Annotated in this window: 22 protein-coding genes, 6 tRNA genes and 1 pseudogene; 15 read left to right on the plus strand and 14 right to left on the minus strand. The window is 64.9% G+C overall.

Annotation, left to right across the window (positions count from 1 at the left end):
• Nucleotide 1 precedes the first annotated feature (1 nt).
• Both betB and betI read right to left on the minus strand, forming a co-directional pair.
• Entirely contained in the window at nucleotides 2–1468 is a 1467-nt protein-coding gene (betB, locus tag ACGTN6_RS13845) for a betaine-aldehyde dehydrogenase (protein ID WP_394592461.1), read from the minus strand.
• A gap of 13 nt (nucleotides 1469–1481) precedes the next feature.
• Nucleotides 1482–2111 carry a transcriptional regulator BetI gene (betI, locus tag ACGTN6_RS13850; RefSeq protein ID WP_394592463.1) on the minus strand — a complete coding sequence of 210 codons (630 nt, stop codon included), beginning with the start codon at nucleotides 2109–2111 and terminating at the stop codon, nucleotides 1482–1484.
• 164 nt (nucleotides 2112–2275) lie between these two features.
• Between betI and ACGTN6_RS13855 the strand changes: the two genes are divergently transcribed.
• The 5 genes from ACGTN6_RS13855 to ACGTN6_RS13875 all read left to right on the plus strand — a co-directional run bounded on the left by ACGTN6_RS13855 (nucleotide 2276) and on the right by ACGTN6_RS13875 (nucleotide 3842).
• On the plus strand, nucleotides 2276–3214 hold the full coding sequence (locus tag ACGTN6_RS13855) for a choline ABC transporter substrate-binding protein (RefSeq protein ID WP_394592465.1): 939 nt from the start codon (nucleotides 2276–2278) through the stop codon (nucleotides 3212–3214).
• Between the two features lie 94 nt (nucleotides 3215–3308).
• Nucleotides 3309–3385 (plus strand) — tRNA-Met (locus ACGTN6_RS13860).
• Nucleotides 3386–3506: 121 nt separating this feature from the next.
• Nucleotides 3507–3582 (plus strand) — tRNA-Asn (locus ACGTN6_RS13865).
• A 49-nt stretch (nucleotides 3583–3631) separates the two neighbouring features.
• Nucleotides 3632–3707 (plus strand) — tRNA-Asn (locus tag ACGTN6_RS13870).
• Between the two features lie 59 nt (nucleotides 3708–3766).
• Nucleotides 3767–3842, plus strand: a tRNA-Asn gene (locus ACGTN6_RS13875).
• A gap of 208 nt (nucleotides 3843–4050) precedes the next feature.
• Here ACGTN6_RS13875 and ACGTN6_RS13880 read toward each other — a convergent pair.
• A complete protein-coding gene (locus ACGTN6_RS13880; protein ID WP_394592467.1) occupies nucleotides 4051–6105 on the minus strand; it encodes a carboxy terminal-processing peptidase in 2055 nt (684 codons plus the stop codon).
• A gap of 138 nt (nucleotides 6106–6243) precedes the next feature.
• On the opposite strand from ACGTN6_RS13880, the gene ACGTN6_RS13885 reads away from it, so the two are divergent.
• Nucleotides 6244–7542, plus strand: a complete 1299-nt coding sequence (locus ACGTN6_RS13885) for a M18 family aminopeptidase (RefSeq protein WP_394592469.1) — start codon at nucleotides 6244–6246, stop codon at nucleotides 7540–7542.
• Between the two features lie 132 nt (nucleotides 7543–7674).
• Here ACGTN6_RS13885 and ACGTN6_RS13890 read toward each other — a convergent pair.
• Nucleotides 7675–7751, minus strand: a tRNA-Met gene (locus tag ACGTN6_RS13890).
• Nucleotides 7752–7924: 173 nt separating this feature from the next.
• Between ACGTN6_RS13890 and leuA the strand changes: the two genes are divergently transcribed.
• Nucleotides 7925–9619 carry a 2-isopropylmalate synthase gene (leuA, locus tag ACGTN6_RS13895; protein WP_394592471.1) on the plus strand — a complete coding sequence of 565 codons (1695 nt, stop codon included), beginning with the start codon at nucleotides 7925–7927 and terminating at the stop codon, nucleotides 9617–9619.
• Here the strand turns inward: leuA and ACGTN6_RS13900 are convergent.
• The 9 genes from ACGTN6_RS13900 to ACGTN6_RS13940 all read right to left on the minus strand — a co-directional run bounded on the left by ACGTN6_RS13900 (nucleotide 9616) and on the right by ACGTN6_RS13940 (nucleotide 17643).
• Nucleotides 9616–10407, minus strand: a complete 792-nt coding sequence (locus tag ACGTN6_RS13900) for an AraC family transcriptional regulator (RefSeq protein WP_394592473.1) — start codon at nucleotides 10405–10407, stop codon at nucleotides 9616–9618. The two genes, leuA and ACGTN6_RS13900, sit on opposite strands and share 4 nt — an antisense overlap.
• 79 nt (nucleotides 10408–10486) lie before the next feature.
• A complete protein-coding gene (ychF, locus tag ACGTN6_RS13905) occupies nucleotides 10487–11578 on the minus strand; it encodes a redox-regulated ATPase YchF (protein WP_394592475.1) in 1092 nt (363 codons plus the stop codon).
• Nucleotides 11579–11747: 169 nt separating this feature from the next.
• The gene (gene pth, locus ACGTN6_RS13910) at nucleotides 11748–12332 is read right to left on the minus strand and encodes an aminoacyl-tRNA hydrolase (protein WP_394592477.1); all 585 of its coding nucleotides are present in this window, start codon (nucleotides 12330–12332) and stop codon (nucleotides 11748–11750) included.
• A 164-nt stretch (nucleotides 12333–12496) separates the two neighbouring features.
• Nucleotides 12497–13156, minus strand: coding sequence for a 50S ribosomal protein L25/general stress protein Ctc (locus ACGTN6_RS13915; RefSeq protein ID WP_394592479.1), 660 nt, complete (start codon nucleotides 13154–13156; stop codon nucleotides 12497–12499).
• Nucleotides 13157–13272: 116 nt separating this feature from the next.
• A complete protein-coding gene (locus ACGTN6_RS13920) occupies nucleotides 13273–14214 on the minus strand; it encodes a ribose-phosphate diphosphokinase (protein ID WP_183389529.1) in 942 nt (313 codons plus the stop codon).
• A gap of 61 nt (nucleotides 14215–14275) precedes the next feature.
• Nucleotides 14276–14350, minus strand: a tRNA-Gln gene (locus ACGTN6_RS13925).
• A gap of 51 nt (nucleotides 14351–14401) precedes the next feature.
• Nucleotides 14402–15259: a 4-(cytidine 5'-diphospho)-2-C-methyl-D-erythritol kinase gene (gene ispE / locus ACGTN6_RS13930; RefSeq protein ID WP_394592481.1), complete on the minus strand. Its 858-nt coding sequence runs from the start codon at nucleotides 15257–15259 to the stop codon at nucleotides 14402–14404.
• On the minus strand, nucleotides 15252–15869 hold the full coding sequence (gene lolB, locus ACGTN6_RS13935; RefSeq protein ID WP_394592483.1) for a lipoprotein insertase outer membrane protein LolB: 618 nt from the start codon (nucleotides 15867–15869) through the stop codon (nucleotides 15252–15254). The genes ispE and lolB overlap by 8 nt, the downstream gene beginning before the upstream one ends.
• Before the next feature lie 28 nt (nucleotides 15870–15897).
• The gene (locus tag ACGTN6_RS13940; RefSeq protein WP_394592485.1) at nucleotides 15898–17643 is read right to left on the minus strand and encodes a tetratricopeptide repeat protein; all 1746 of its coding nucleotides are present in this window, start codon (nucleotides 17641–17643) and stop codon (nucleotides 15898–15900) included.
• A 187-nt stretch (nucleotides 17644–17830) separates the two neighbouring features.
• On the opposite strand from ACGTN6_RS13940, the gene hemA reads away from it, so the two are divergent.
• From hemA to ACGTN6_RS13980, 8 genes are all read left to right on the plus strand, one after another.
• Entirely contained in the window at nucleotides 17831–19099 is a 1269-nt protein-coding gene (gene hemA, locus ACGTN6_RS13945) for a glutamyl-tRNA reductase (RefSeq protein WP_394592487.1), read from the plus strand.
• Nucleotides 19100–19109: 10 nt separating this feature from the next.
• Complete coding sequence (prfA, locus tag ACGTN6_RS13950; protein ID WP_394592489.1) at nucleotides 19110–20201, plus strand: peptide chain release factor 1; 1092 nt, start codon at nucleotides 19110–19112, stop codon at nucleotides 20199–20201.
• The gene (gene prmC / locus ACGTN6_RS13955) at nucleotides 20201–21043 is read left to right on the plus strand and encodes a peptide chain release factor N(5)-glutamine methyltransferase (protein WP_394592491.1); all 843 of its coding nucleotides are present in this window, start codon (nucleotides 20201–20203) and stop codon (nucleotides 21041–21043) included. Before prfA ends, prmC begins: the two co-directional genes overlap by 1 nt.
• Nucleotides 21044–21205: 162 nt before the next feature.
• Nucleotides 21206–21706, plus strand: coding sequence for an Lrp/AsnC ligand binding domain-containing protein (locus tag ACGTN6_RS13960; protein WP_183389523.1), 501 nt, complete (start codon nucleotides 21206–21208; stop codon nucleotides 21704–21706).
• Between the two features lie 5 nt (nucleotides 21707–21711).
• Nucleotides 21712–22458: a HesA/MoeB/ThiF family protein gene (locus tag ACGTN6_RS13965; protein ID WP_394592510.1), complete on the plus strand. Its 747-nt coding sequence runs from the start codon at nucleotides 21712–21714 to the stop codon at nucleotides 22456–22458.
• A gap of 238 nt (nucleotides 22459–22696) precedes the next feature.
• Nucleotides 22697–23683 (plus strand): TRAP transporter substrate-binding protein, encoded by a 987-nt coding sequence (locus ACGTN6_RS13970; RefSeq protein WP_394592493.1) that lies wholly within the window; start codon nucleotides 22697–22699, stop codon nucleotides 23681–23683.
• A 55-nt stretch (nucleotides 23684–23738) separates the two neighbouring features.
• Nucleotides 23739–24227 (plus strand): TRAP transporter small permease, encoded by a 489-nt coding sequence (locus ACGTN6_RS13975; RefSeq protein WP_394592495.1) that lies wholly within the window; start codon nucleotides 23739–23741, stop codon nucleotides 24225–24227.
• A complete protein-coding gene (locus tag ACGTN6_RS13980; RefSeq protein ID WP_394592497.1) occupies nucleotides 24224–25492 on the plus strand; it encodes a TRAP transporter large permease in 1269 nt (422 codons plus the stop codon). Before ACGTN6_RS13975 ends, ACGTN6_RS13980 begins: the two co-directional genes overlap by 4 nt.
• A gap of 2 nt (nucleotides 25493–25494) precedes the next feature.
• Here ACGTN6_RS13980 and ACGTN6_RS13985 read toward each other — a convergent pair.
• Nucleotides 25495–25626 (minus strand): annotated as a pseudogene (locus tag ACGTN6_RS13985) (IS481 family transposase); the annotation flags it as partial.

The following is a 25626-nucleotide window of genomic DNA, read 5'->3' on the forward strand; positions in this document are numbered from 1 at the left end:
GTCAGAACACCGACTCGAAGGCGCCCATCTCGACCTGCACCGACTTGGTCTGGGTGTAGTGGGCCAGGGTCTCGACGCCGTTCTCGCGGCCGACGCCGGACTGCTTGTAGCCGCCCACCGGCATCTCGGCGGGGGACTCGCCCCAGGTGTTGACCCAGCAGATGCCGGCTTCCAGCCGGTGGATGACCCGATGGGCGCGGTTCAGCCCTTCGGTGAACACGCCGGCGGCCAGGCCGTAGGCGGTGTCGTTGGCGCGGCGGATCACCTCTTCCTCGTCGTCGAAGGCGAGGATCGACATCACCGGTCCGAAGATCTCCTCGCGCACGATGCGCATCTCGTCGCTGCAGTCGGTGAACACCGTGGGCGCGGCCCAGGCGCCCTGCGCCCAGTCGCCCTGGTCCCAGGCCTCGCCGCCGGCCAGCACGCGGGCGCCTTCCTGCTTGCCGATGGCGATGTAGGAGAGCACCTTCTCCTGGTGCTCGAAGCTGACCAGCGGGCCGAAGTTGACCGCCGGATCCATCGGATCGCCGGCCTTGATGCGTGCCACGCGCTCGGCGATCTTGGCCTCGAAGGCGTCCTTGACGGCGCTGGCGACGAACACGCGGGTGCCGTTGGTGCAGATCTGTCCGCTGGAGTAGAAGTTGGCCATCATGGCGGCGTCGGCGGCGCGGTCCAGATCGGCGTCGTCGAACACGATCAGCGGCGACTTGCCGCCCAGCTCCATGGTCACGTCCTTGAGGCTGGACGCGGCGGAGGCCGACATCACCTTCTTGCCGGTGCCCACCTCGCCGGTGAACGACACCTTGTCGATGTCGCCGTGGCCGGTGATCAGTTGGCCGACGCGGGCGTCGCCGTGAACCACGTTGAACACGCCGTCGGGCAGGCCGGCCTCGGTGAAGATCTCGGCCAGTGCCATGGCGGTCAGCGGGGTGATCTCGCTGGGCTTGAAGACCACGGCGTTACCGGCGGCCAGCGCTGGGGCGGACTTCCAGCAGGCGATCTGGATCGGGTAGTTCCAGGCGCCGATGGAGCCGATCACGCCCAGCGGCTCGCGACGGGTATAGACGAAGGAGGACTCGCGCAGCGGGATCTGGCTGCCCTCGATGGCCGGGGCCAGGCCGGCGTAGTACTCGAGCACGTCGGCGCCGGTGACGATGTCGACCTCGCGCGTCTCGCTGATCGGCTTGCCGGTATTGCGGCTTTCCAGCTCGGCGATCTCGTCATTGCGCTCGCGAAGCAGGGCCACGGCGCGCTGCAGAACGCGGGCGCGTTCCATGCCGGTCATCGAGGCCCAGACGCGCTGGCCACGGCGGGCGGCGGCGACGGCGGCGTCCACGTCCGCTTCGCTGGCCTGCTGCACGTCGGCCAAGGTGGTGCCATCGAAGGGGTTGATGACCGCGAAGGTCTCTCCGGAGGTGGCATCCACCCGGCGGCCGTCGATATAGAGGGATTCGGTTGCGTGGGTCATGGGGTCCTCCAGATCAGGACTCGAGTGAGAGGGTCTCGGGATGTCGTATGCCCAGGCCATGTGCCTTGAGCAGTTGCTCCAGATATTCACGGGCCAGCCGTCGAGCGCGGTCGGTGTCGAGCCCCTCAGGCGTCAGGGCGCCGCGCAGCCACAGGCCGTCGATCAGGGCGGCCAGGGCACGTGCGGCATCGCGAGCCTGCTCCTTGGGCAGCAGGCGCCGGAACTGGTGGCTGAGATTGGCGTACAGCCGTCGATCGTTGACGTTCTGCAGCCGCTCGAGCGCCGGGCGATGCATGCTGCTGGCCCAGAAGGCCAGCCAGGTCTTGGCTACTGGCCCGGTGACCTGGCTGCGATCGAAGTTACCGTCGATGATCGCCGCCAGGTGGGCCTCGGGAGCGTCGGTGGTCAGCGCACGGCGGCGTGACGCCACCGCTTCCCCCAGATCGTTGAGGATCTGGCGCATCGTCGCTTCCAGCAGGCCGTCCTTGCCGCCGAAGTAGTGGCTGATGATGCCGGCGGACACGCCGGCGTGTCGGGCGATGCGCACCACCGTGGCGTCGGCCAGGCCGACCTCGTCGATGGCCGCCATGGTGGCCTTGATCAGCTGCTGGCGACGGATGGGCTCCATACCAACCTTGGGCACTTTGCTGACTCCTCTCCCGGGGTTCGTCTTGCAACCATGCCTTGGAGCATGGTTAAGATAGCTACAGCTTGCCATTTTTTTATTGAACGTTCAATCAATAAAAAAATGGCAAGCCGAAATTTCTATCAAACTATACTCATTGTCCAACCCAAGGGAGACACGCGATGAACAAGATGACCATGGGCCTGGCGACCACTGCACTGGCGCTTTCCGCCTCACCGCTGATGGCCGCCGAGGAGGGCTGCCAGCCGGTTCGCTTCGCCGAAGTGGGCTGGACGGACATCACCGCGACGACCGCCCTGACCACCGAGGTGCTCGAGGCGCTCGGCTACGAGACCCGGGTCGACACCGTCTCGGTGCCCATCGCCTACTCGGGAATGAAAAACGGCGACTTCGATGTCTTTCTCGGCAATTGGATGCCGTCCATGGCCTCGATCAGCGATCCCTACGTCGAGCAAGGCCAGGTGGATCGCCTCGGTGCCAACCTGGAGGGGGCCAAGTACACCCTGGCGGTGCCGCAGTACGTCCATGACGCTGGGGTGACCTCGGTGGCCGACCTGAACGAGCACGCCGAGCAGTTCGATGCCACGCTGCACGGCATTGAGGCCGGCAACGACGGCAACCAGCTGATCCAGGACATGATCGACGATGACGCCTTCGGCCTGGGAGATTGGCAGCTGGTGGATTCCAGTGAGGCCGGCATGCTGGCCGAGCTGCGGGCCCGCGAGCCGGACGAGAAGTGGATGGTGTTCCTGGGCTGGGAGCCGCATCCGATGAACACCAACTTCGACATCGCCTACCTGGAAGGTGCCGACGACTATTTCGGTCCCAACCTCGGCGGCGCCACCGTCTATACCAACACCCGTGCCGGCTACGCCGATGCCTGCCCCAACGTGGGGGCACTGCTGAACAATCTCTCCTTCACCCTGGAGATGGAGAATCAGCTGATGGGCGAGATCATGGACGAGGGGACCGACCCGCGTGAGGCCGCGCGCGGCTATCTGCAGGCCCATCCCCAGGTGCTCGACGGCTGGCTCGACGGCGTGACCACCGCCGATGGCGAGCCGGGTCTGCCGGCGGTCAAGCAGGCGCTGTCTCTCTGACAGATGGGGGCGGACGGCGGACTTGCCTTGGGGCGAGCCGCCGTGCATAATTCTCCCCCGTTGCCGAGGCCTCGGTCTTCGCAGCGCAGAAAATGGCTACGTAGCTCAGTTGGTTAGAGCACATCACTCATAATGATGGGGTCCCCTGTTCGAGTCAGGGCGTAGCCACCAGGACAGCATGAGACGCCCGTCCGGCCCAGCGCCTGGCGGGCGTCTTGCTTTCCGAGGGACGGGATCTGGCTCTTGACGTTTACAAGCGGATCCGTATACTACGCCCCGTGCTCGAGGCCATTCCCCGATAGCTCAGTTGGTAGAGCAAATGACTGTTAATCATTGGGTCGCAGGTTCGAGTCCTGCTCGGGGAGCCAGCTTCGTCCCAGAGCAACGAGCACCAAGGTAGTACAAGCTGAAGGTCATTCCCCGATAGCTCAGTTGGTAGAGCAAATGACTGTTAATCATTGGGTCACAGGTTCGAGTCCTGTTCGGGGAGCCAGCTTGCCTTTTCAGCCCGCCAGGGCTTGCAGTTCAGCCCTCTTGGGCGCGCATGAACGTTCCCCGATAGCTCAGTTGGTAGAGCAAATGACTGTTAATCATTGGGTCACAGGTTCGAGTCCTGTTCGGGGAGCCAATGCCTTTCTCTCGCTTCCTGCGCTGATCTTCTGCGCTTCTTTCTGATTCCACCCCGCTCGTCATGATCTCTCCGGCGTCTTGCCGGCTATCGTCGTGCCTGTCTGCCCTGTTCGTGTGGTGCGTGTCGGCTCTTTTCGTATGAATAGGTGCATTGAAACGACGACGCCGGGCGCATGGCCCGGCGTCGTGTGTTGGCAGGAGAGGGGTCAATCGTCGTAGTCGGCGAGCCGCAGGCCATGATCCAGTCGAGCGTAGTCGAGCAGGATCTCGGCGCTTTCCACGACCTGGGCCCGATCGATGGGCTGGGCTTCCTCGGTATCCTCGTCACGGGCGTCGGCCCAATCCTCCAGCGGCGTCAGGCCGAGCGCTTCTCGCCGCTGGTTCTCCAGGGCCAGCTGTTCGGCTTCCTGTGCCTCGGCCTCGCGCTGGCGCTGCTCGCGATTGAGGCTGACGCTGGTGTGCTGTTCGCGCAGCCGGTCGGCGAGCTTGGCCTCCCGCTCCAGGTAGCGGAAGTCGGGATGGTCATCGGCGCGTCGACGGTGGCGCTCGCGCAGCGTTTCCAGATAGCGCTCCGGCTGGCCATAGCGACGATACTGCACCTGACGCACCCGATCCCAGGCCAGGGCGTTGTCGAGACTGCTTTCGCCGATGGTTTCCGGGTCGACCAGGCTCGGGAAGAGAATGTCGGGGGTGACGCCGCGGTGCTGGGTACTCTCGCCGGAGATGCGATAGAACTTGGCGCGGGTCAGCTTGAGCTGGCCGTGGCTGAGTTCGTCCAGGGTTTGCACCGTGCCCTTGCCGAAGGTGTCGCTGCCGACGACCAGGCCGCGGCCATAGTCCTGAATGGCACCGGCGAAGATTTCCGAGGCCGAGGCCGACAGGCGGTTGACCAGTACGGCCAACGGGCCGTCGTAGAGCGTGCCGCTTTCGGTGTCGCCGTACAGGCTGATGCGTCCCTGGGCATCGCGCACCTGGACGGTCGGGCCGCGGTCGATGAACAAGCCGATCATCGAGTTGGCTTCCTGGAGGGCGCCGCCGCCGTTGTCGCGCAGGTCGAGTACGATGCCTTCCACTTGCTGGGCCTTGAGGCTTTCGATCTCCTTGGCCACGTCGCGGGTGGTGCTGCGGTAGTCGGGCTCGCCGGCCTGCCAGGCGTCGAAGTCAACGTAGAAGGTCGGTACATCAATGACTCCCAGACGATGTACGCCGTCGTCGCGGTTGATCTCGATGACTTCGCTATGAGCGGCCTGGTCCTCCAGTTTGACGGTGTCTCGGGTGATCTCGATGACCTTGGAGCGGGTGGTGTCGACGGCCTGCGCGGGGATGATGTCAAGACGGACAACCGAGCCCTTGGGGCCGCGGATCATGTCGACCACGTCGTCCAGCCGCATGCCGACCACGTTGATCATCTCCTCGTCTTCCTGGCCGACGCCCACGATGCGGTCGGCGGGCTTGAGCGCGCCGGCCTTCTCGGCGGGGCCACCGGGCACCAGGCTGGCGACCTTGACGTACTCGCCGTCCGCCTGGAGCAGGGCGCCGATGCCTTCCAGTGAGAGCTTCATCTGGATGTCGAAGGACTCGCTCTGGCGCGGTGACAGGTATTCACTGTGAGGATCGATGCTACCGGTTACTGCGGCCATGAGCAGGCCGAAGGCGTCCTCGGCGTTGGTCTGATGCAGGCGCGTCAGCTGGTTTTCGTAGCGTTGGCGCAGGGTGTCCTCGATCTCTTCGGGGGGCTGGTCGCTGAGCGACAGCGTCAGCGCGGCGTTCTCGAGACGCTTGGTCCAGAGGTCATCCAGCGCCGATTCGTGCTGCGGCCAGCTTGCGTCCTCGCGGTCGAGCGCCATGCGCTGATGGCCGTCGAAGCGGAAGTCGAGGCCGTCATCCAGGCGGTCGAGCAGCCATTCGAGGCGAGCCTCGGCGCGCTCCTGATAGCGCTGGTAGAGGGCGTAGGGACGCGCCAGCTCACCGTCCAGGATGGCGTCGTCCAGGCTGGTCGACAGGTTATCGAAGGCATCCACGTCGCGCTTCAGCAGGTAGGCTCGCTGGCCATCGAGCAGGTCCAGGTAGCGCTCGAAGGCCTGCCGCGACCAGTCGTCGTCGAGGCTTACGTCCGCGTAGTGGCCATAGCGCAGCGATTCGGCCACTTCCACGGCGGCCTGGCGCTGGGCGTCGGTGGCGGCAATTGCCGCCTGGGCCGGGCCGGTGCCCAGCAGCAGGGCCAGGGCCGCGGTACGACCCAGGGTCACAAACAGGCTCATCGATGAAGCACTCCCGGATTCATGTACACTCTAGCGTCCAGACCGTGATTTGGCTCACGAGTTGCAAAGACAGAACCGCCATTGTAGCAGCTCGGTCGAGTTCCCATGACCCCAAGATGCGACACCGAGAGGAGTTTCATGTCTGAGGATGCCACGCTCGAGCGATTGCTCGAGTTCCTGCGCCGTTCGCCCACTCCCTGGCATGCCACGGCCCGCATGGCCGATCGCCTCGAGGCAGCCGGCTTCCGTCGTCTCGACGAGACCCAGGCCTGGCAGCTGGCACCGGGCGAGCGGGTCTACGTCACGCGCAACGATTCCTCGATCATTGTCCTGCAGCTGCCCCGCGAGCCACTGTCGGCGCTGCGCATGATCGGTGCTCATACCGACAGCCCTGGGCTGCGCCTCAAGCCTCATGCACCGCAGGCGTCTGCCGGTTGGCTGCAGCTCGGCGTCGAGGTATACGGCGGCGCGTTGCTGGCACCCTGGTATGACCGCGACCTGGGGCTCGCCGGTCGCCTCCATGTGCGTCATCCCGATGGGCGTCTGGAGGGCGTGCTGCTCAACGTCGAACGCGCCGTGGCGATCATCCCCAGCTTGGCGATCCACCTCGATCGTGAGGCCAATAATGGGCGCGCGATCAACGCCCAGACCCAGATGGCGCCAGTGTTCCTGCAGGGCGGCGAATCGGCCGACCTGGACCGGCTCCTGCGGACCTGGCTTGAGGCCGAGCATGGTCTCGGTAACGTCGAGATCGTCGACTTCGAGTTGGGCTTCCATGACATGCAGCCGCCGTCTCGGGTCGGCGTGGAAGGCGAGCTGATCGCTTCGGCGCGGCTCGACAACCTGCTGTCGTGCTTCATCGGCCTCGAGGCGCTGCTGGGGAGCGACGGCACCCAGGGCGCGGTGCTGGTCGCCAACGACCATGAGGAAGTGGGCAGTGCCAGCGCCTGCGGCGCCCAGGGACCTTTCCTGTGCGACGTGCTGCGCCGGGTCAACGCCCAGTTGGGCGAAGCCACTGAAGAGGGCTATATCCGCCTGATCCAGGCCTCCAGGATGATCTCCTGCGACAACGCCCACGCCCTTCACCCGAATTTCCTCGACAAGCACGATGCCGCGCACGGCCCGGCGCTCAACGAGGGGCCGGTGATCAAGGTCAACGCCAATCAGCGCTACGCCACCAACAGTGCCACCGCGGCCCTGTTCAAGACGCTGTGTCGAGAGGCCGAGGTGCCGGTGCAGACCTTCGTGACTCGAGCCGACATGGGCTGTGGCAGCACCATCGGGCCGATCACCGCCACCGAGCTCGGTGTGCCGACCCTGGATGTGGGGGTGCCGCAGTGGGCGATGCACTCGATCCGCGAGACCGCGGGTGCCAAGGACGTGGCGCACCTGACCCGAGTGCTCACCGCCTTCGTCGATCGCCGCGAGCTGCCCTGAGGTCGGGGGCGAGCTACGAGCTACGGGCGGCGAGCTGCAAATAGCCTGGCTGCCCGAAGCCCCTCTCGAGGATCCACCGAAGCCCGAAGCCAAAAAAGCCCGCCTGGCGAACCAGGCGGGCTTTTCGATGTTTGGTGGCTACGCCCTGACTCGAACAGGGGACCCCATCATTATGAGTGATGTGCTCTAACCAACTGAGCTACGTAGCCGGACAACGGGGGCGTATTCTACTGTTTTTGCCGTTCTTGTCAAATTGAAAGATGAGCTGCGGATGGCGGTTGTGCGATGCCTGTCCATTTCGCGACGAAGGCCGTCTCGTACGCTGGCGAAGTCTCGATAGGGAAGGGGGAAGCTGATGGTTCTTTGACGAGGAGAACCCTAGATGCTGAAACATCCCGAACGTAAGTACCGTCCTTTTGCTTCCATCGAGTTGCCTGATCGTCGCTGGCCATCGCGTCGACTCGAGGTTGCTCCGCGTTGGTGCTCCACCGATCTGCGAGATGGCAATCAGGCACTGATCGAACCCATGGGCATCGAGCGCAAGCGTCAGTTCTTTGATCTGCTGGTCAGGCTGGGATACAAGGAAATCGAGATCGCCTTTCCCGCAGCGTCCCAGACCGACTTCAGCTTCGTCCGTGGGCTCATCGATGGGGGCAGTATCCCCGACGACGTCTGGATTCAGGTCATCACACAGGCCAGGGAGGACCTGATACGAGATACTCTGGAGGCGTTGAGAGGAGCGCCTCGTGCCATCGTGCACCTGTATAACGCGACTGCGCCGGTATTCCGTGAGCTGGTTTTCTCCCAGGGTCGGCAGGCCACGATCGACATGGCGGTTAGCGGGACTCGGCTGATCCGTGAGCTGTGCGAGGCGCAGCCGGAGACGGAATGGATCTACCAGTACTCGCCCGAGACCTTCTGCTTTACCGAGCCGGAGTTTGCCCTGGAGATTTGCGAGGCGGTGTGTCAGGCCTGGCAACCCTCGGCGGAGCGGCCCTTGATTCTCAATCTGCCGGCGACCGTGGAAGTGGCGACCCCCAACGTCTACGCCGATCAGATCGAGTGGTTCATACGACACTTTTCCGATCTTTCCCATATCACGATCAGCGTGCACCCTCATAATGATCGTGGAACCGGTGTCGCGTGTGCCGAGCAAGCGCAACTGGCGGGTGCGGCGCGCGTCGAGGGATGCCTGTTCGGCAACGGTGAGCGGACGGGCAATGTCGATCTCGTCACCCTGGCGCTCAACCTCTATACCCAGGGTATCGACCCAGGCGTCGATTTTTCTGATATGGCGGAGGTAGTCAGGGTGGTGGAGTCGTGCAATCAGCTGCCGGTGCATCCGCGACATCCTTATGCAGGTGAGCTGGTCTTTACGGCTTTTTCCGGCTCGCACCAGGACGCGATTCGCAAGGGCTTTGCCGCTCGCGCCAGTGATCCTGAGGGTTGCTGGCAGGTGCCGTATCTGCCATTGGATCCTGCCGATGTGGGGGCAAGCTATGAAGCAGTGATTCGCGTGAACAGCCAGTCCGGAAAGGGAGGGGTGGCCTGGCTGCTGGAGCAAGACCACGGGCTGAGAATGCCGCGCCGCCTGCAGATGGAATTCAGTCGCCTGGTACAGCGCGACTCGGATGCCAGCGGTCGAGAGCTCGACTCAGCGCGAATCTGGCAGTTATTTCGTGAGACCTACGGGCTGCATGGGACTCCTTTGATGGGACTTGGGGATTATCGCATCACAGGTGCTGGGGATGGGGATGACTCTCGCGTCCAATGCTTTGAAGGGCTGCTGTGTCATGCCGGGCATACGCTGGCGCTTCAGGGGCGCGGTGGTGGTGTGCTGGAGAGCGTAGTCGATAGCCTGCGTGGTCCGCTCGATCTCCGGCTGGATATCGTCGACTATCAGGAACATAGCTTGGGGGGCGATACCGAGAGTCGTGCCGTGGCTTACGTGGAGTGTCGGGATGAAGATGGCAATCATCGTTTCGGCGTTGCTGTCGAGGGAGACTCGACCGGTGCGGCGATCCGCGCTCTTCTGGGTGCGGCCGCGAGATTGTTGATGATCCGTCAGAGAACCTAGGTGCGCCAGGCGGGCGAGTTGGCACCGTGGGCTGGCTCCTTGCCGACGTAGAAGCTGGGAGGCACGCCGAGCGTGCGCCGGAACATGGCGGTAAAGGCGCTGGGGCTCTCATAGCCAAGATCCAGGGCAACATCGAGGACGCTGTGTCCGGCGGCCAGCGAATCCAGTGCCATCAGCAGGCGCAGTCGGCGTAGCCACTGAACGAAACTTAAACCTGTTTCGCGTTGAAACAGCCGCGTCAGGGTCTTGTCGTTCAAGCCTATGGATTCGGCCGCGGCCTGGCGCGTCCAGCTTTCACCGGGGGTCTCCCTGAGGCGTCGACAGAGCTCGGCGAGCACGGGGTCGCCTGGTGATGGCACGTTCAGGGCCAGAATGGGCAACACCCGGAGCTCGTCGAGGATGAGTTCCATGACTCGCTCGTCCCGTCCACCAAGCGCATAGGAGTGGTCGATCTCCATGGCCGTGACGATCAGCTCGCGTAGCAGCGGTGAGATGTCTACTACTCGGCAACTTTCCGGAAGATCGGCGCGAGCCAGTGGGTCCACGAACAAGGTGCGCATTCTTACCTGGCCGGCGATCTTTAGATCATGTGCCACTCCGGCGGGGACCCAGACGCCACGCCCGGGAGGTACTACCCAGGTGCCGGCTTCGGTATTCACCGTGACGACACCGCTCAAGGCGTGCAGGAGCTGTGCGTGGCCGTGCTGGTGTCGCGCGACGCGTGAGCCGTGCCGATAGTCGTGAGCCAGGGCGAAGATCGGCCTGGTGAGGATAGGGTCCTCTAACATGGCGGCATGGCCGATCGGAAGCTAGGCGACACCGGCGCTGGGCCGGTGTCGCAGGAAGCCGTCTGTCCGGGACAGGGCATCAGACGTTGAAGCGGAAGTGCACCACGTCGCCGTCCTTGAGCACGTAGTCCTTGCCTTCCAGACGCCACTTGCCGGCATCCTTGGCACCCTGCTCGCCGCCCAGAGAGACGAAGTCGTCGTAGGCCACCACCTCTGCACGGATGAAGCCCTTCTGGAAATCGGTGTGAATCACGCCGGCGCCCTCGGGGGCGGTGGCCCCGACCTTGACGGTCCAGGCGCGCACTTCCTTCACCCCGGCGGTGAAGTAGGTCTGCAGGCCCAGCAGCTCGTAGCCGGCGCGAATCACGCGGTCCAGGCCAGGCTCTTGCATGCCCATCTCGTCGAGGAACATGGCACGCTCTTCGTCGTCGAGCTCGGCGATCTCGGCCTCGATCTGGTTGCACACCGGCACCACGACGGCGCCTTCCTCGGCGGCGATGGCCTTGACCGTCTCGAGATAGGGATTGTCGTCGAACCCGTCCTCGTTGACGTTGGCGATGTACATGGTCGGCTTGAGGGTCAGGAAGCCGAAGCTCTTGAGCTGGCGCTGCTCGTCGTCGTCGAGGCCTGCGCTTCTCAGCGGCTGGCCCTCGGCCAGGTGCGGCTGGATGCGGTCGAGGATCGCCTTGGTAGCGATGGCCTCCTTGTCGCCGCCCTTGACCACGCGCACCAGGCGCTGGATGGCGCGATCGACGGTGTCCAGGTCGGCCAGCGCCAGCTCGAGATTGATGGTCTCGATATCGGCCCGCGGATCGACCTCGTTGGCCACGTGGATGACGTTGTCGTTATCGAAGCAGCGCACCACGTGGGCGATGGCCTGGGTCTCACGGATGTTGGCCAGGAACTGGTTGCCCAGACCCTCGCCCTTGGAGGCGCCCGCCACCAGGCCGGCGATGTCGACGAACTCCATGGTGGTCGGGATGACCTTCTCGGGCTTCACGATCTCGGCCAGCCGGTCGAGACGCGGGTCCGGCATCGGCACGATGCCGACGTTGGGCTCGATGGTGCAGAACGGGAAGTTCTCGGCGTCGATGCCCGACTTGGTCAGGGCATTGAAGAGGGTGGACTTGCCGACGTTGGGCAGGCCGACGATACCGCAGTTGAAACCCATAAGATGTACCTGAAATTGGTGTGCCGGAAGGCGAGGGCAGAGCCGTTCGCCATTCTAAGAGATGCCATCGGGGCGAGCCAGAAGAGGGAAGAAGGAAGAGGTAAGGTAGCTGCTCAACTTAGCGCATCAAGGCGCGACAGCGTCGCTCTTCCTTCTTCCCCCTCTCCTCTTATCCCTTGAAGCTGTGCAGCCGCTGCATGGCTTTCGTCCAGTCGCCGGCCACGGCCTGGGGCAGGGTGGCCAGGCACTCGTCGATGGCCGCGTCGATGGCGCCTCGCTCAGTCTTGCCAGGGCGTCCCAGCACGTAGTTGGTGACCTGGCGGGCGTCACCGGGATGGCCAATGCCGATGCGCAGACGGTGGAAGCCCTTGTCGTTGCCCAGTGCCCGGATGATATCGCGCAGGCCGTTGTGCCCACCGTGGCCGCCGCCGGTCTTGTAGCGGGCCGTGCCCGGCGGCAGGTCGAGCTCGTCGTGGGCGACCAGCAGCTCGTCGGGGGCGAGCTTGAAGAACTTCGCCAGTGCCGCCACGGCGCCGCCGCTGCGATTCATGAAGGTGGTGGGCTCGAGCAGATGGAGTTCCTGGCCGTCCAGCCGGATGCGGGCATAGCGGCCGAGGAATTTCTTGTCCGGGCGCAGCTCGCCGCCGGCCTGGCGCAGCAGGGTGTCGAGCAGCCAGGCGCCGGCATTGTGGCGGGTGGACTCGTACTCGGCGCCGGGGTTGGCCAGTCCGATGATGGCTTTGACCTGACTCATCTTCACTGCCTCCAAACAATCTTCTGGAACGGGCGATGACGCCCCGTATCGGCGATCCGCGGGATGGCCGCGATGCTGGCGGGCCACAAAAAAAATCAAGCGCCGGAGCGCTTGATCGGGATGACGCGGGCCGCGCCAGATGGCGCGGCCCTGGCAACACCGAATTACTCGGCGCTGCCCTCGCCTTCGGCGCCGCCCTCGGCGGACTCGCCTTCTTCGCCTTCCTCGGCTTCGCCACCGCGGACCTTGGCCTGGGTGATGCTCAGCACCGCATGGTCATGGTCTTCGCCGTGGGTCAGCTCGACCACGGTCACGCCGGCCGGCAGGCTCAGGTCGGACAGGTGCAGGGTGGTACCCAGGGCGACGTCGGCGACGTCGATTTCCAGGTAGTCCGGCAGGTCCTTCGGCAGGCAGCTGACTTCGACCTCGTTGGCCAGGACGTGCAGCTCGCCACCTTCGTCCTTGACGCCCTTGGCGGTCTCGGCATTCACCACGTGCAGCGGCACGCGCATGGTGATCTCGTGGGTGGCATCGATGCGCATGAAGTCGGCGTGGGTCACCAGCGGCTTGTAGGGGTGACGCTGGAGGTCACGCACCACGACCTGCTGGGCCTTGCCGTCCAGCTGCAGGGTGATCACGGAAGAGAAGAAGGCCTCTTCCTCGATCGCCTTGTAGAAGGACGTCTTGTCGACGGAGATCGGCTGGGGAGCCTGCTCGCCACCATAGATGATGGCCGGGACTTGCTCGTTCGCACGACGCAGGCGGCGGCTCGCACCTTTCCCCAGGTCGTTACGAACGCTGGCTGAGAGAGTGTAATCGGACATGAGTTTGCCTCTTGCTTGAAGTAAGGAATCCACCGACGCCCGCGACCAGACGGCGGTGGTTCCATTCGCCCCGGCGAGCCGGGGCACGTATCCGCGCGATGTTCCGCTGACGGTGCCTAGTGGAACATGGCGCTGACGGATTCCTCGTTGCTGACCCGGCGGATCGCCTCGGCGATCAGCCCGGCCACGCTCAACTGGCGGATGCGCCCGCTGCGGCGTGCGGTCTCGGACAGCGGGATGGTGTCGGTGACCACCACCTCGTCGAGCACCGAGCTGGTGATGTTGTCGACGGCGGGGCCGGAAAGGATCGGGTGGGTAGCGTATGCCACCACACGGCGCGCGCCGTGATCCTTGAGGGCTTCGCCGGCCTTGCACAGGGTGCCGGCGGTGTCGATCATGTCGTCGACCACCACGCAGGTGCGGTTGTCGATCTCGCCGATGATATGCATCACCTGGGCCTGGTTGGCCTGGGGGCGGCGCTTGTCGATGATCGCCAGGTCGGCGTTGAGCTGCTTGGCGATGGCTCGGGCACGAACCACGCCGCCCACGTCGGGAGAGACCACCACCAGGTCGTCATAGTTCTGGCGCTCGATGTCGTCGAGCAGGATCGGCGAGCCGTAGACGTTGTCCACCGGCACGTCGAAGAAGCCCTGGATCTGGTCAGCGTGCAGATCCATGGTCATCACCCGGTCGACGCCGGCCTTGACCATCATGTCGGCGACGATCTTGGCCGAGATCGGCACTCGGGCGGAGCGCACGCGACGGTCCTGACGGGCATAGCCGAAGTAGGGCACCACGGCGGTGACCCGGCTGGCGGAAGCCCGGCGCAGGGCGTCCACCATCAGGATCATTTCCATCAGGTTGTCGTTGGTCGGGGCACAGGTGGGCTGCAGGACGAAGACGTCCTTGCCGCGCACGTTCTCGTTGATCTCGACCGCGACTTCGCCGTCACTGAACTGGCCGACCGTGGCATTGCCCAGCCGGTTGTCCAGGCTCTCGGCGACCTTCTGGGCGAGTTCGGGATTGGCGTTCCCGGCGAAAACCATCAATTTTGACACGCGCAGCCACCTTTGCAGTGTTGGGACATCAGGGTTCGGATCGGATCGTCCGGAAGGGAAATGGCTGGGGTAGCAGGATTCGAACCTGCGCATGGCGATACCAAAAACCGCTGCCTTACCGCTTGGCTATACCCCAGCAACCTTTACCGTGCCGGATCGAGTCATGCCGACATCATGGAGAGGTCGATCATCGATCCAGAGCATCATGGAGAGGAGAGCGATTCCGCCCCCGGGCCTTGAAGGCCGTCCAACGGCGTGGCATTTCTGCCAGCAGTGCCGCGGCATCGGCTTCACGGTCCAGCCGGGCGAAGACACAGGCGCCGGTTCCGGTCAGCATGGCCGGTGCCCGGTCGCTCAACCAATCGAGCGCGATCTCGACCTCGGGATGCAGTACCCGGACCGTGGGCTCGCAGTCGTTGCGCCAGCTCGCCGTTCCCCCCTGAAGTGCGCGCGCCATGGTAATCGGGGGGGTGTCGCGTGTCAATTCTGGCGCCTGGAACACGGCCGACGTGGCGACGCTCACGCCGGGGTGGACGACCACGAACCAGGGAGTGTCGAGCTCCACCGGCGTCAGCTGCTCGCCCACGCCCTCGGCCCAGGCGGCGTGGCCGCGCACGAACACCGGCACGTCGGCCCCAAGGGAGAGGCCGAGCTCGGCCAGGGCGTCGAGCGTCAGCTCGAGCCCCCACAGTCGATCGAGGCCCAGCAGGGCGGTGGCGGCGTCGCTGCTGCCACCCCCCAGGCCACCGCCCAGCGGCAGGCGCTTGGTGAGGTGGATGTCGGCGCCTTGCCGGCAGCCGGTGGCCTCGCGCAGCGTTCTCGCGGCGCGCAGTATCAGGTTGTCCGCCTCATCGACGCCGGAAAGCGTCGGCGACAGGCGTAGCCCGCCGTCGTCGCGAGGGGCCAGCGTCAGGGTGTCGCCGTGGTCGAGGAACTGGAACAGCGTCTGCAGCTCGTGGTAACCGTCGGCGCGCCGGCCGGTGATATGCAGCATGCGGTTGAGCTTGGCCGGCGCGGGCAGGATCAGGCGGCCGGCGTCAGACATCGGTGGTCTCAGGCTGCCAGCGGGTCACCACCAGGGTGACGTTGAGGTCGCCGTACTGCATCTTCATGCGGCGCGGCAGCCACAGGTCCTCGACGCGCATCCAGTCCTGGTAATCGATGGTCCAGCCATCCTGCTCCAGGCGTGCCGGGAAGCCGCGCGCGTCGCGGCTCAACTGGTGCGGGCGGTCGTCGGCGGGCAGGCCGCGGACCCAGTCGCTCAGCGCGGCGACCGGCAGCGACCAGCCGAGTCGCTGCTCCATCAGCGCCTCAGGGCTCTCGGCCTCGAAGCGTCCTTCGCCGGTGGTCAGCGAGACGCGTCCTGCGCGCCCCTCAAGCACGCTTCGGCCGCTGCCGAAGGGCCCGCTGAGCAGCAAGCGGAAGTGATAGGGCGTCTGGTTCCAGTCGAGGTTGGCGCTGGTGCTGTCCTCGGGGGTGCGCAGGCCGGCCTTGCCGGTCAGCTCCCAGGTCTGCATGGCTTCCAGTCGCACCTTCTGGGCTTGCCAGTCATCGACGCTGCGTGCGGTGTCGGGAGCAGGCGTTCGGGCGGCGCAGCCGCCCAGCAGCAGGGCCAGGGCCAGGCCGGGTAGCAGGTAAGGCTTCGGGGGTCGCATGTTCGGGGTCCCTCTCCGTCGCGAGGCGTCAGGGGGCGAGCGCGGGCAGGCGCTCGAGTAGTTCGTCGATGCGTGGGCGGGGCGAGAAACGTTCCACGGCGATGGTCATCAGCTCGCGGGCCCGTTCACGTTCGCCCAGCGCCCACAGCACTTCGATCAGGTGGGCGGCAACCTCCTGGTCGGGCATGGCCGCCCAGGCGCGCTCCAGCCAAGGCAGGGCCGCCTCGGGGTTGCCGAGTCGGTACTCGACCCAGCCTCGGCTGTCGATGATCGCCGGATTCTCCGGCTCGATCGCCAGGGCGCGTTCGATCAGCGACCTGGCCTCTTCCAGTCGCCCCTCGACGTCCTCGTCGGCGAGGGTGTAGCCCAAGGCATTCAGGGCGTTGGCATTGCCGGGGTCGTTCTCGATGATGGTCCGGAGGTCGGCCTCCATGGCGGCCAGGTCGCCGTCCTGATAGGCACGCATGGCGCGCTGATAGCGCAGCTGGGCATCATGGGGGTGGCGGGCGAGGCGGCTGTCGAGCAGGGCATTGGCCTGCTCCCTTGCGCCGGCAGCGTCGAGCAGCTCGACTTCCAGAGAAGTCAGCTGGGAAGCGATGTCGGGGTGATCCAGGCGCTCTTTGCGCAGAAAGGCTCGGGCGTCGACCAGCCGGTCGTCGGCGATCAGCATGCGGGCGGCGCTCGCCCGGGCGAGCAGGAAATTATCGCCCGGGGGCACCTGGCGATAATAGAGGAGGGCGTTGTCGACCTCGCCTTGCTCCTCGGCGATACCGCCCAGCAGCAGGAAGACCACGTTCGGCGTGTTGTCTTCTTCCACGAGCGGCAGCAGCAGGCGGCGTGCCGCCGGGGGGTGGTTCTCCTCGAGGTACAGGCGCGCCAGGGCCATGCGCAGCTGCGGCCGATCGCCGTGATCGTCGAGCAGGGCATTGGTGGTGGACTCTGCCGCGGCCAGGTTGCCCAGGCGGATCTCGGCGCGGGCCAGGACCAGCATCAGGCGCGGATCGCCTGGGGTCAGATCCAGCCCGCGCCGGGCCGCGGTGCGGGCGCGCTCCGCAGCGTTGGCCACTAGCGCGATCTCGGCCCCGATACGCCATACCTCGGGGCGTTCGGGATAGCGATCGGCGAGGCGGTCCAGGCGGCGGCGCGCCGCGGCTGGTTCGTCCACGCTCGCCTCCAGCAGTGCCATGGCCAGTTCGATGTCCACCGGGTCGTCGGTTGCGGGCGCCGCTTCGCGCAGCCGGGCGAGCAGCGGGGCCGGCGATGCCCCGGCGTCCAGGGCCCCTTCCACGAACTCGAGCAGGTCGCCGTCGCCGCCCTCTTCAAGCAGCGTCAAACGCTGTTCCAGGGCGGTTGCCCAGTCGCCACGCTGCACGGCCAGGCTGGCCCGCAGACGGGCCGGCGCCTGGCTGCCGGGATCCAGGTCCTGCCAGCGGCGAGCAGCCTCCTCGAGCAGCGTTGGATCCTCGTCGAAGCGGGCAGCCAGGGCCGCGCGCTCGGCCAACTCAGGAGCGCTATAGCGTTCGGCGGTGTCGAGATAGCCGATTGTGGCCCGGCGGTAGTCGCCGCGCTGGCCGGCGATCTCTGCCACCAGCAGCGTCGACAGCCCCTCGGCGTCAAGGCCGCGAGTGATGGGAGGGGCGCCGGCTAGCGGATCCTCTGCCGGCGCCGCGGACGTGGCGCCGGAAAGGCTCTGGCAACCGCCGAGCGCGATGGCCAGACCGAGGGCGGCAAGGGGGCGTCGACAGAGGTGCGTCTTGGAGGGTCCGCAGGGCATGCCAGTCTCTTGATGTCGGTCGAGACGCCAGCATAACGGCTTGACTGCGTGGGGCAAAGCGACACGACGTGTCGGGGCGCCGTGCGGCGATGGCCTGTGGTAGAATGTGGCGCCGTGGAGCGGTGGCGACGCCTCGCCGCGTGCCGCCCGACAACGCTGGATCACTATCGCGAAGACGCCGACACGCATGACGCTGCTTGCCCTGGGAATCAATCATCGGACCGCCACCATCGAGGTGCGCGAGCAGGTTGCCTTCACGCCCGCGCAGCTCGAAGCCGCACTGGCCGAGCTGCGCGGGCTGCCCGAGGTGCAGGAGGCTGCTGTCCTGTCCACCTGCAATCGCACCGAGCTGTATTGCGTCATCGACGAGGCCGGCGAACGGGCCATTCTGGCCTGGCTGGGGCGTTTTCACGGCCTGGCGGTGGACGAGCTGACGCGCTGTGCCTATCACTATCTGGACGACGAGGCCGCGCGCCACCTGATGCGGGTGGCCGTTGGACTCGATTCGATGGTGTTGGGTGAGCCGCAGATTCTCGGCCAGCTCAAGGAGGCTTATCAAGTCGCCCGCCGCGCCCGGGGAATGGGCGGCGAGCTGGAGTGCCTCTTCCAGCAGACCTTCGCCGTGGCCAAGCGCGTGCGTACCGAGACCGGCATCGGCAAGAATCCGGTATCGGTGGCCTATGCCGCGGTCAGTCTGGCCAGTCGCATCTTCGACGATTTTTCACGCTCGCCGGCGCTGCTCATCGGTGCCGGCGAGACCATCGAACTGGTGGCACGCCATCTTCATGAGGCGGGCGTGCGTCGTCTGACGGTGGCCAATCGGACACGCGAACGCGCCGAACAGCTGGCCGGGCCGCTGGGGGGCGAGGCCATCACCCTCGATGAGATCCCCGAGGCGCTGGTCGAGGCCGATATCGTGATTTCCTCCACCGCTGCGCCGCTGCCGATCCTCGGCAAGGGGATGATGGAGCGCGCGCTCAAGCGGCGCCGTCATCGGCCGGTGTTCATGGTCGACATCGCCGTGCCTCGCGACATCGAGCCGGAAGTGGGCGAGCTCTCCGACGTCTTCCTCTATACCGTCGACGATCTCGAGGAGGTCATCGAAGAGAATCGCCGCCATCGCCAGGTGGCCGCCGACCAGGCCGAGTCGCTGATCGAGCATGGCGTCGACCGCTGGCAGCACGAGCGTCGCCTGCGCAGCGGCGGCGAGCTGATTCGCGACGTGCGCGCCCGGGGTGAGGCGCTGCGTGACCAGGCCCGGGACCAGGCCCTGGAGCGCCTGGCGCGCGGCGAGGATCCAGAGGCGGTGGTGAACCGCCTGGCCCACCAGCTCACCAATCGGCTGCTGCACCGACCCACGGTCGCCCTGCGCGAGGCCGCCAGCGACGAACGACGCGAGTTGCTGACCGCTGCCACGGCGCTGCTGCTCGACGACTCTTCCGACACTTCCCGATAGGACATCCTTGATGAAAGCTTCCCTGCGTCAGCGCCTCGACGCCTTCGCCGAGCGTTTCGAGGAGCTCGCTGCCCTGCTGGCGGACCCCGAGGTGATCGCCGACCAGGCCCGCTTCCGTGACTACTCGCGCGAGTACGCCGAGCTCGAACCGCTGGTGGAGGCCTGGCGCGAGCATCGTGGCGTGGAGGGCGACATTGAGGCCGCCGAGGCCCTGATCGGCGACGCCGATGCCGACATGCGCGAGATGGCCGAGCTCGAACGTGACGAGGGGCGGGCACGTCTCGAAGCGCTCGAGGGCCGCCTCAAGCAATTGCTGATTCCCCGCGATCCGGACGATGCTGGCAACGTCTTCCTGGAGGTCCGTGCCGGCACCGGCGGCGATGAGGCCGCGCTGTTCGCCGGCGACCTGTTTCGCATGTACTCCCGCTACGCCGAGCAGCATGGCTGGAGGGTAGAAGTGGTCAGCGCCAGCCATGGCGATCAGGGCGGCTACAAGGAGATCATCTCGCGCATCAAGGGCGAGGGGGTCTATGGGCGGCTCAAGTTCGAGTCCGGTGCCCATCGGGTGCAGCGCGTGCCGGCTACCGAGTCTCAGGGCCGTATTCACACTTCGGCCTGTACGGTGGCGGTGATGCCCGAGGCCGACGAGGTGGGTGACGTCGATATCAACCAGAATGATTTGCGCGTCGACACCTTTCGTTCCAGCGGCGCCGGCGGTCAGCACGTCAACACCACCGACTCGGCGATCCGTATCACCCACCTGCCCACCGGGATGGTGGTGGAGTGCCAGGAAGAGCGCAGCCAGCACAAGAATCGCGCCAAGGCCATGTCGCTGCTCGCCGCGCGCCTCAAGCAGTCGGCCCAGGACAGCCAGCGGCAGCAGCAAGCCGATGAGCGCCGCTCGCTGGTGGGTTCCGGCGATCGCAGCGAGCGCATCCGCACCTACAATTTCCCTCAAGGCCGGGTGACCGACCATCGCATCAACTTGACCCTCTACAAGCTCAGTGAAGTGATCGGCGGTGAGCAGCTCGACGAGGTGATCGAGCCGCTGATCCAGGAGCACCAGGCCGACCAGTTGGCCGCCCTGCAGCAGGAGGCCTGATGCGTCTCGATCTGCTGCTGGCCCGCGCCGCCCAGCATCTAGCGGCCGCCGGCTCGCCGAGTGCCCGGCTCGATGCCGAGGTACTGTTGTGCCACGTGCTCGAGGTCGATCGCACCTGGCTCTACACCTGGGGCGACCGCGAGGCCGATCCCGAGGCCGAGGCGCGCTTCGAGGCGCTGATCGCCGAGCGCGAGGCCGGCCATCCGGTCGCGCACCTGACCGGCGAGCGTGAGTTCTGGGGGCTTCGGCTCGCCACCTCGGCGGCGACCCTGATCCCGCGTCCGGACACCGAGACCCTGGTGGAGGCGGCGTTGGCCGTGGCCGGCGAGAGCGGGCGGCTGCTCGACCTGGGCACCGGTACCGGCGCGGTGGCCCTGGCGTTCGCCAGCGAGCGGCCGGACTGGCGAGTGACCGGCGTCGACCTGCGCGCCGAAGCGGTGGCCCTGGCCCGCGGCAATGCCGCACGGCTCGCCATCGACAACGCCCGTTTTTTCGTCAGCGACTGGTTCGCGGCAGTGGAGGAGGAAAGCGGCGGCGAGCGCTTCGAGCTGATCGTGTCCAATCCGCCCTACATCGCCGACGCCGACCCGCACCTGGCGCGTGGCGACGTACGCTTCGAGCCGCGTAGCGCCCTGGTGGCGGCCGACGAGGGGATGGCCGACCTGCGGCATCTGGTCGACGAGGCCCTGGCCTACCTGGCCCCCGATGGCTGGCTGATGCTGGAGCACGGCGCGGGGCAGGGGGCTGCGGTGCGCGAGGCACTCGCTGAGGCCGGCTATCGCGAGGTAGATAGCCGGCCCGATCTGGGCGGGCGTGAGCGGGTCAGCCTGGGGCGACGTTGAGGAGCGGACTGGAGCCGCCCCGGCGTGGTGTGGTACACCTAAAAACAGAAAAAAACGCCAGCCGTCGCCGACTATTCATGCATGCATTCCAAGAGCACGCCGTTTTTCGGTGATTTTCAGAGGAACATGCGGCGGCGGCCCGATCGACGCACCTGGACCACAATGAAAACCAAGACCCGTTCGCTCGACCGTATCGACCTCAAGATCCTGCGCTGCCTGCAGGACAATGCCCGTATCTCTTACGTCGACCTGGCCTCTCAGGTCGGGCTTTCCACCACCCCCTGCCTCGAGCGCGTCAAACGCCTCGAGCGCTCCGGCGTGATCCGTGGCTACAAGGCGCTGCTCGACCCGCGAGCCTTGAAGGCCAACCTGCTGGTGTTCGTCGAAATCAGTCTGGAGACGCAGTCGCCTTCAGTGTTTGACGAGTTTCGCCGTGCGGTGGCCAAGCTGCCGCAGATCCAGGAGTGTCACCTGGTGTCGGGGCAGTTCGACTACATCCTCAAGTGTCGAATCCCGGAAATGTCTGCCTATCGCCAGCTGCTCGGCGAGGTGGTGCTGACCCTGCCGGGCGTGAAGGAATCCAAGAGCTACGTGGTGATGGAAGAGGTCAAGGAGGAGTTCTCCCTCTACGTGCCCGACGTCGAGGAGTTCGAGGACAAGTGAGCGACATGAACGACGAGGCGCTGCTGCGCTACAGCCGCCAGATCATGCTCGAGCAGATCGATATCGCCGGCCAGGAGCGCTTGCTGGCCGGCCATGCGCTGGTGATCGGCGCCGGCGGACTGGGCTCGCCGGTGGCCCTGTATCTGGCCGCGGCCGGGGTCGGTCGTCTGAGCATTGCCGATGACGACGTGGTGGAGCTCTCCAACTTGCAGCGACAGGTGGCTCATGGCATGGCCGACCTGGGGCGTGCCAAGGCCGAGTCGGCCCGCGAGGCCGCGCTGGCGGTCAACCCGGACTGTGAGATCCAGGCGCTCACAGAGCGCCTGGTCGGCGAGACGCTGGCCGCCGCGGTGTCCGATGCCGACGTGGTGCTCGATTGCACCGACCGCTTCGAGAGTCGCTACGCCATCAACGCTGCCTGCCGGGCCGCCGGCGTGCCGTTGGTCTCCGGGGCGGCGATCCGCTTTTCCGGACAGCTCGCGGTGTTCGACCCGCGCGATCCGGCGAGCCCCTGCTATGCCTGCCTGTATCCCCCGGGAGAGGGCGGCGACGAGGAGCTGCGCTGTGCCGAGAACGGCGTGGTGGCCCCATTGGTCGGCCTGATCGGCTGTTTCCAGGCGCTCGAAGCGGTGAAACTGCTCGCCCGAGCCGGTCGGGTGCACGAGGGGCTTTCCACCTTCGACGGCCTCAGCGGCCAGTGGCGACACTTCCGCGTGCCCCGGGACCCCGCCTGCCCGGTGTGCGGCGGGTAACACAGGTGAGGCCTGCCTGGCCTGTAGCCGTCTAGACGGCGCGGGAACAGCTCGCGGTCGGGTTCCTTGGAGAGCGGCGCCAGTGTCGATTCCGGCGAGTGCGTCGTCGGTGGCCACGAGCATTCGCCGGACCTACGGAGCCGACTATGGTCGAGTTGCGGCTAGGGGGGGGGGACCATATATGCTTGCCATTGAATGAATACGTATTCATAAAAATGTCTAATGCTGAGGGTCCGGTATGAAACCCACCATCTCTTCGAGCCTCGTGCTGACCGCCTGCCTGATGACAAGTGCCGGGCCGGCTCTAGCCGACACGGTGATCCGCATCGGTCACGCCACTCCTGAATCTTCCCCCATCCATCAATCCTTGTTGCATTTCCAGGAGAGCGTCGAGGAGGCATCCGAGGGTGATATCGAGGTCAAACTCTACCCCGGGGGCCAAATCGGCAGCGTCAATGAAATGACGGAACTGGTGCAATCGGGGAACCTGCAGATGACGATGGGGGCGTCGGTACTGCTGACATCGGTGGTGCCCGAGCTTAGCGTGCTCGACCATTTCTATCTTTTCGATGACGAGGCCCATGCCCGGCTAGTGTTGGATGGCGAGGGTGGCAATATGCTGTCCAAGGCCATGGCCGACAAGGGGTTGCAAGGCATAGGCTTCTTTGAGCGTGGTTTTCGTCATTTCTCGACCAGCACCGAACCACTGGATTCTCTCAAGAGCTTTCAGGGCCTGCGCATGCGCTCCGCTTCCAACCCAGCGCAAATCGAGGCCTGGAGGGCAGCCGGCGCGGCGCCGATGCCCTTGGATTGGGGCGAGATCTATACGTCGCTGCAGCAGGGCCTGATCGATGGTCAGGAAAGTGCCTTGTCCTCCATTTATATCGAACGCTTCTTCGAGGCTCAGGACTACGTGTCCCTGACTGGCCATATCTATACCACTGAAATCTGGTTTGCCAACCGGTCGTTCTGGGAAGCGTTGGATGACGAATCTCGTGCCATCATCAATGCCGCCGCGGAAGAAACCGTCGCTCTACAGAGGGATCTTACTCAGCAGCAGAATCGCGACACCGTCGCACTGCTAGAGGCAGAGGGGCTTGAGTTCAATGCAGTCGGTGACGACGTCAAGGCGGCTCTCGGCGAAGCTCTCAATGATGCTGTGGATGAGACCATCATCGAACGCGTCGGAAATGAGTTCTACACCGACTTCATGTCCCATATCTGATTTCGGCGCGCTCTTTCCTCCCGGTTAAGGAGCACAAGCTGTAGAGAGCTAACCCATGAATGCTATTCGATGGATAGAGCGCAGGTTCGAGCCCTCGCTCATTGTTGTGGCGGTCTCGTTGATCGTTGCCTTGATCTTCACCAATGTGGTGCTTCGGATGTTCGATACCACGCTGCCATGGGCCGGTGAGTTGGCGCGCTATCTATTCGTATGGATGGTGTATCTAGGCATCAGCTACTGCATCAAGGAGCAGCGGCATCTGAGAGTCACGGTGTTTCTCAAGCTGCTGCCTCAAAGGGGGCAGAAGGTGGCACTGGTCGTGGCCGATGTCATCTTCCTCATCTACTCGGTGATGGTGGCTTACTATGGCTACCTCATCACTATTGAAGCCGTGTCGCGGGGGCAGATCGCGCCGGCTCTGGAGATTTCCGTGGGTGCTCTTTACGCCTCGATTCTGGTGGGTGCCGTGCTAAGTGTATTGCGATTGCTGGCGAATATCGTCGCTACGCTTGGTGGCCGCGATGTGACGAGGGTAGAACCATGACAATAGCAGTCTTGTTCGGGAGCCTGGCCTTGCTGGTGATCGTGGGCGTACCAATCGGTATCGCCCTGGGAGCCGCCAGTGTGCTGACTATCTTTACACTGCCGTTTCTCGATCTGAAGTTTTTTGCGCTGGGGCTGGTCAGCGGCCTTAACTCATACACCCTCTTGGCGGTGGTGCTGTTTACGCTGGCTGGTAATCTGATGAGCCAGGGGGGGATTTCGGATCGCCTGCTGTGTGTCGCCAAGGCTTTCTTCGGAAATATGCCGGGGGGGCTTGGCACCGTCACCATCGTAGCTTGCTTGTTCTTTGCCGCCATTTCCGGAACCGGGTCCGCGACTGTGGCAGCCATTGGGCTGGCAATGATTCCGGCGATGTGTGCTCATGGCTATGATCGTGCCTATGCCGGGGCAATGGTCGCTTCAGCAGGGGGACTTGGTGTGATGATTCCTCCCAGCGTGGTGATGATCGTCTATGCCGTGACCGCAGGCGTATCGGTAACGTCGATGTTTATTGCCGGTATTCTGCCTGGTGTCCTGGTGGCCCTAATATTGATTGCCTTCAATGTCTTTCAGTCGCGGCGCCGGGACTTCGGTTTCGTGGCGGTGGATAGCTCCTGGTCGGCAAAGTGGGACGCGCTTCGCCGGGCCAAGCTTGCACTGCTGATGCCGGCGCTTGTGCTGGGAGGTATCTATTCTGGCTTAGTCACGCCAACCGAGTCGGCGGCGATCGCTGCCGTGTATGGTTTGGTGCTCAGTGTATTCGTCTATAAGGAACTGCCGCTTTCCCGGGTGCCTAAGGTGATGCTGGAGTCAGCGTTATTGGTCTCTGCGGTTCTGGTCATCGTTGGTGCTTCGGTGGCCTTCGGGCGCATCATGGCCCTGGAGCAGGTTCCGGCCACCATTGCCGAGTTTTCCTTGGGGTTAACCGATAACAAGTTATTGATTCTTTTGATGATTAACCTGTTGTTGCTAGTGGTGGGGACATTCCTCGAAACGTTGGCGGCGATCGTGATCTTGACGCCGATTCTCTTGCCTGTGGTCGTCAAGCTGGGGGTGGACCCGGTGCACTTCGGGATCGTTATGATCGTCAACCTCGCCATCGGTTTCGTTACACCGCCGTTGGGGGCCAATCTGTTCATGGCGGCGCAGGTGGGTAATATTCGATTCGAGGCGCTATCAAGGGCGATCGTTCCCTGGGTGGCGGTGATGATCCTGGCGCTATTGGTGATCACGTTTATCCCCTCCATCGCGTTGTGGCTTGTCTAGGCCTACGTGTCGGGTCCCGTGTGATTGACTACCCGCTTGGTAAATAACTCAGGACGCTTGGTCTGCCATTCTTTCATCATCGCAATCGGTGATTGATGGTGCAGCGCCTTCTGCGGGATGTGGTGATTGTACAG

This window comes from Halomonas sp. B23F22_20 (assembly GCF_043496985.1).
Classification (GTDB): Bacteria; Pseudomonadota; Gammaproteobacteria; order Pseudomonadales; family Halomonadaceae; genus Halomonas.

Coding starts and splice junctions, on each gene's coding strand:
- ACGTN6_RS13960 (WP_183389523.1), top strand. CDS start 21,206: ATGAAAACCAAGACCCGTTCGCTCGACCGTATCGACCTCAAGATCCTG.
- betB (WP_394592461.1), bottom strand. CDS start 1,468: ATGACCCACGCAACCGAATCCCTCTATATCGACGGCCGCCGGGTGGAT.
- lolB (WP_394592483.1), bottom strand. CDS start 15,869: ATGCGACCCCCGAAGCCTTACCTGCTACCCGGCCTGGCCCTGGCCCTG.
- ACGTN6_RS13970 (WP_394592493.1), top strand. CDS start 22,697: ATGAAACCCACCATCTCTTCGAGCCTCGTGCTGACCGCCTGCCTGATG.
- ACGTN6_RS13915 (WP_394592479.1), bottom strand. CDS start 13,156: ATGTCCGATTACACTCTCTCAGCCAGCGTTCGTAACGACCTGGGGAAA.
- ACGTN6_RS13965 (WP_394592510.1), top strand. CDS start 21,712: ATGAACGACGAGGCGCTGCTGCGCTACAGCCGCCAGATCATGCTCGAG.
- ACGTN6_RS13900 (WP_394592473.1), bottom strand. CDS start 10,407: ATGTTAGAGGACCCTATCCTCACCAGGCCGATCTTCGCCCTGGCTCAC.
- ACGTN6_RS13975 (WP_394592495.1), top strand. CDS start 23,739: ATGAATGCTATTCGATGGATAGAGCGCAGGTTCGAGCCCTCGCTCATT.
- ychF (WP_394592475.1), bottom strand. CDS start 11,578: ATGGGTTTCAACTGCGGTATCGTCGGCCTGCCCAACGTCGGCAAGTCC.
- prmC (WP_394592491.1), top strand. CDS start 20,201: ATGCGTCTCGATCTGCTGCTGGCCCGCGCCGCCCAGCATCTAGCGGCC.
- ACGTN6_RS13885 (WP_394592469.1), top strand. CDS start 6,244: ATGTCTGAGGATGCCACGCTCGAGCGATTGCTCGAGTTCCTGCGCCGT.
- leuA (WP_394592471.1), top strand. CDS start 7,925: ATGCTGAAACATCCCGAACGTAAGTACCGTCCTTTTGCTTCCATCGAG.
- ACGTN6_RS13940 (WP_394592485.1), bottom strand. CDS start 17,643: ATGCCCTGCGGACCCTCCAAGACGCACCTCTGTCGACGCCCCCTTGCC.
- pth (WP_394592477.1), bottom strand. CDS start 12,332: ATGAGTCAGGTCAAAGCCATCATCGGACTGGCCAACCCCGGCGCCGAG.
- ACGTN6_RS13855 (WP_394592465.1), top strand. CDS start 2,276: ATGAACAAGATGACCATGGGCCTGGCGACCACTGCACTGGCGCTTTCC.
- prfA (WP_394592489.1), top strand. CDS start 19,110: ATGAAAGCTTCCCTGCGTCAGCGCCTCGACGCCTTCGCCGAGCGTTTC.
- ACGTN6_RS13880 (WP_394592467.1), bottom strand. CDS start 6,105: ATGAGCCTGTTTGTGACCCTGGGTCGTACCGCGGCCCTGGCCCTGCTG.
- ispE (WP_394592481.1), bottom strand. CDS start 15,259: ATGTCTGACGCCGGCCGCCTGATCCTGCCCGCGCCGGCCAAGCTCAAC.
- ACGTN6_RS13980 (WP_394592497.1), top strand. CDS start 24,224: ATGACAATAGCAGTCTTGTTCGGGAGCCTGGCCTTGCTGGTGATCGTG.
- hemA (WP_394592487.1), top strand. CDS start 17,831: ATGACGCTGCTTGCCCTGGGAATCAATCATCGGACCGCCACCATCGAG.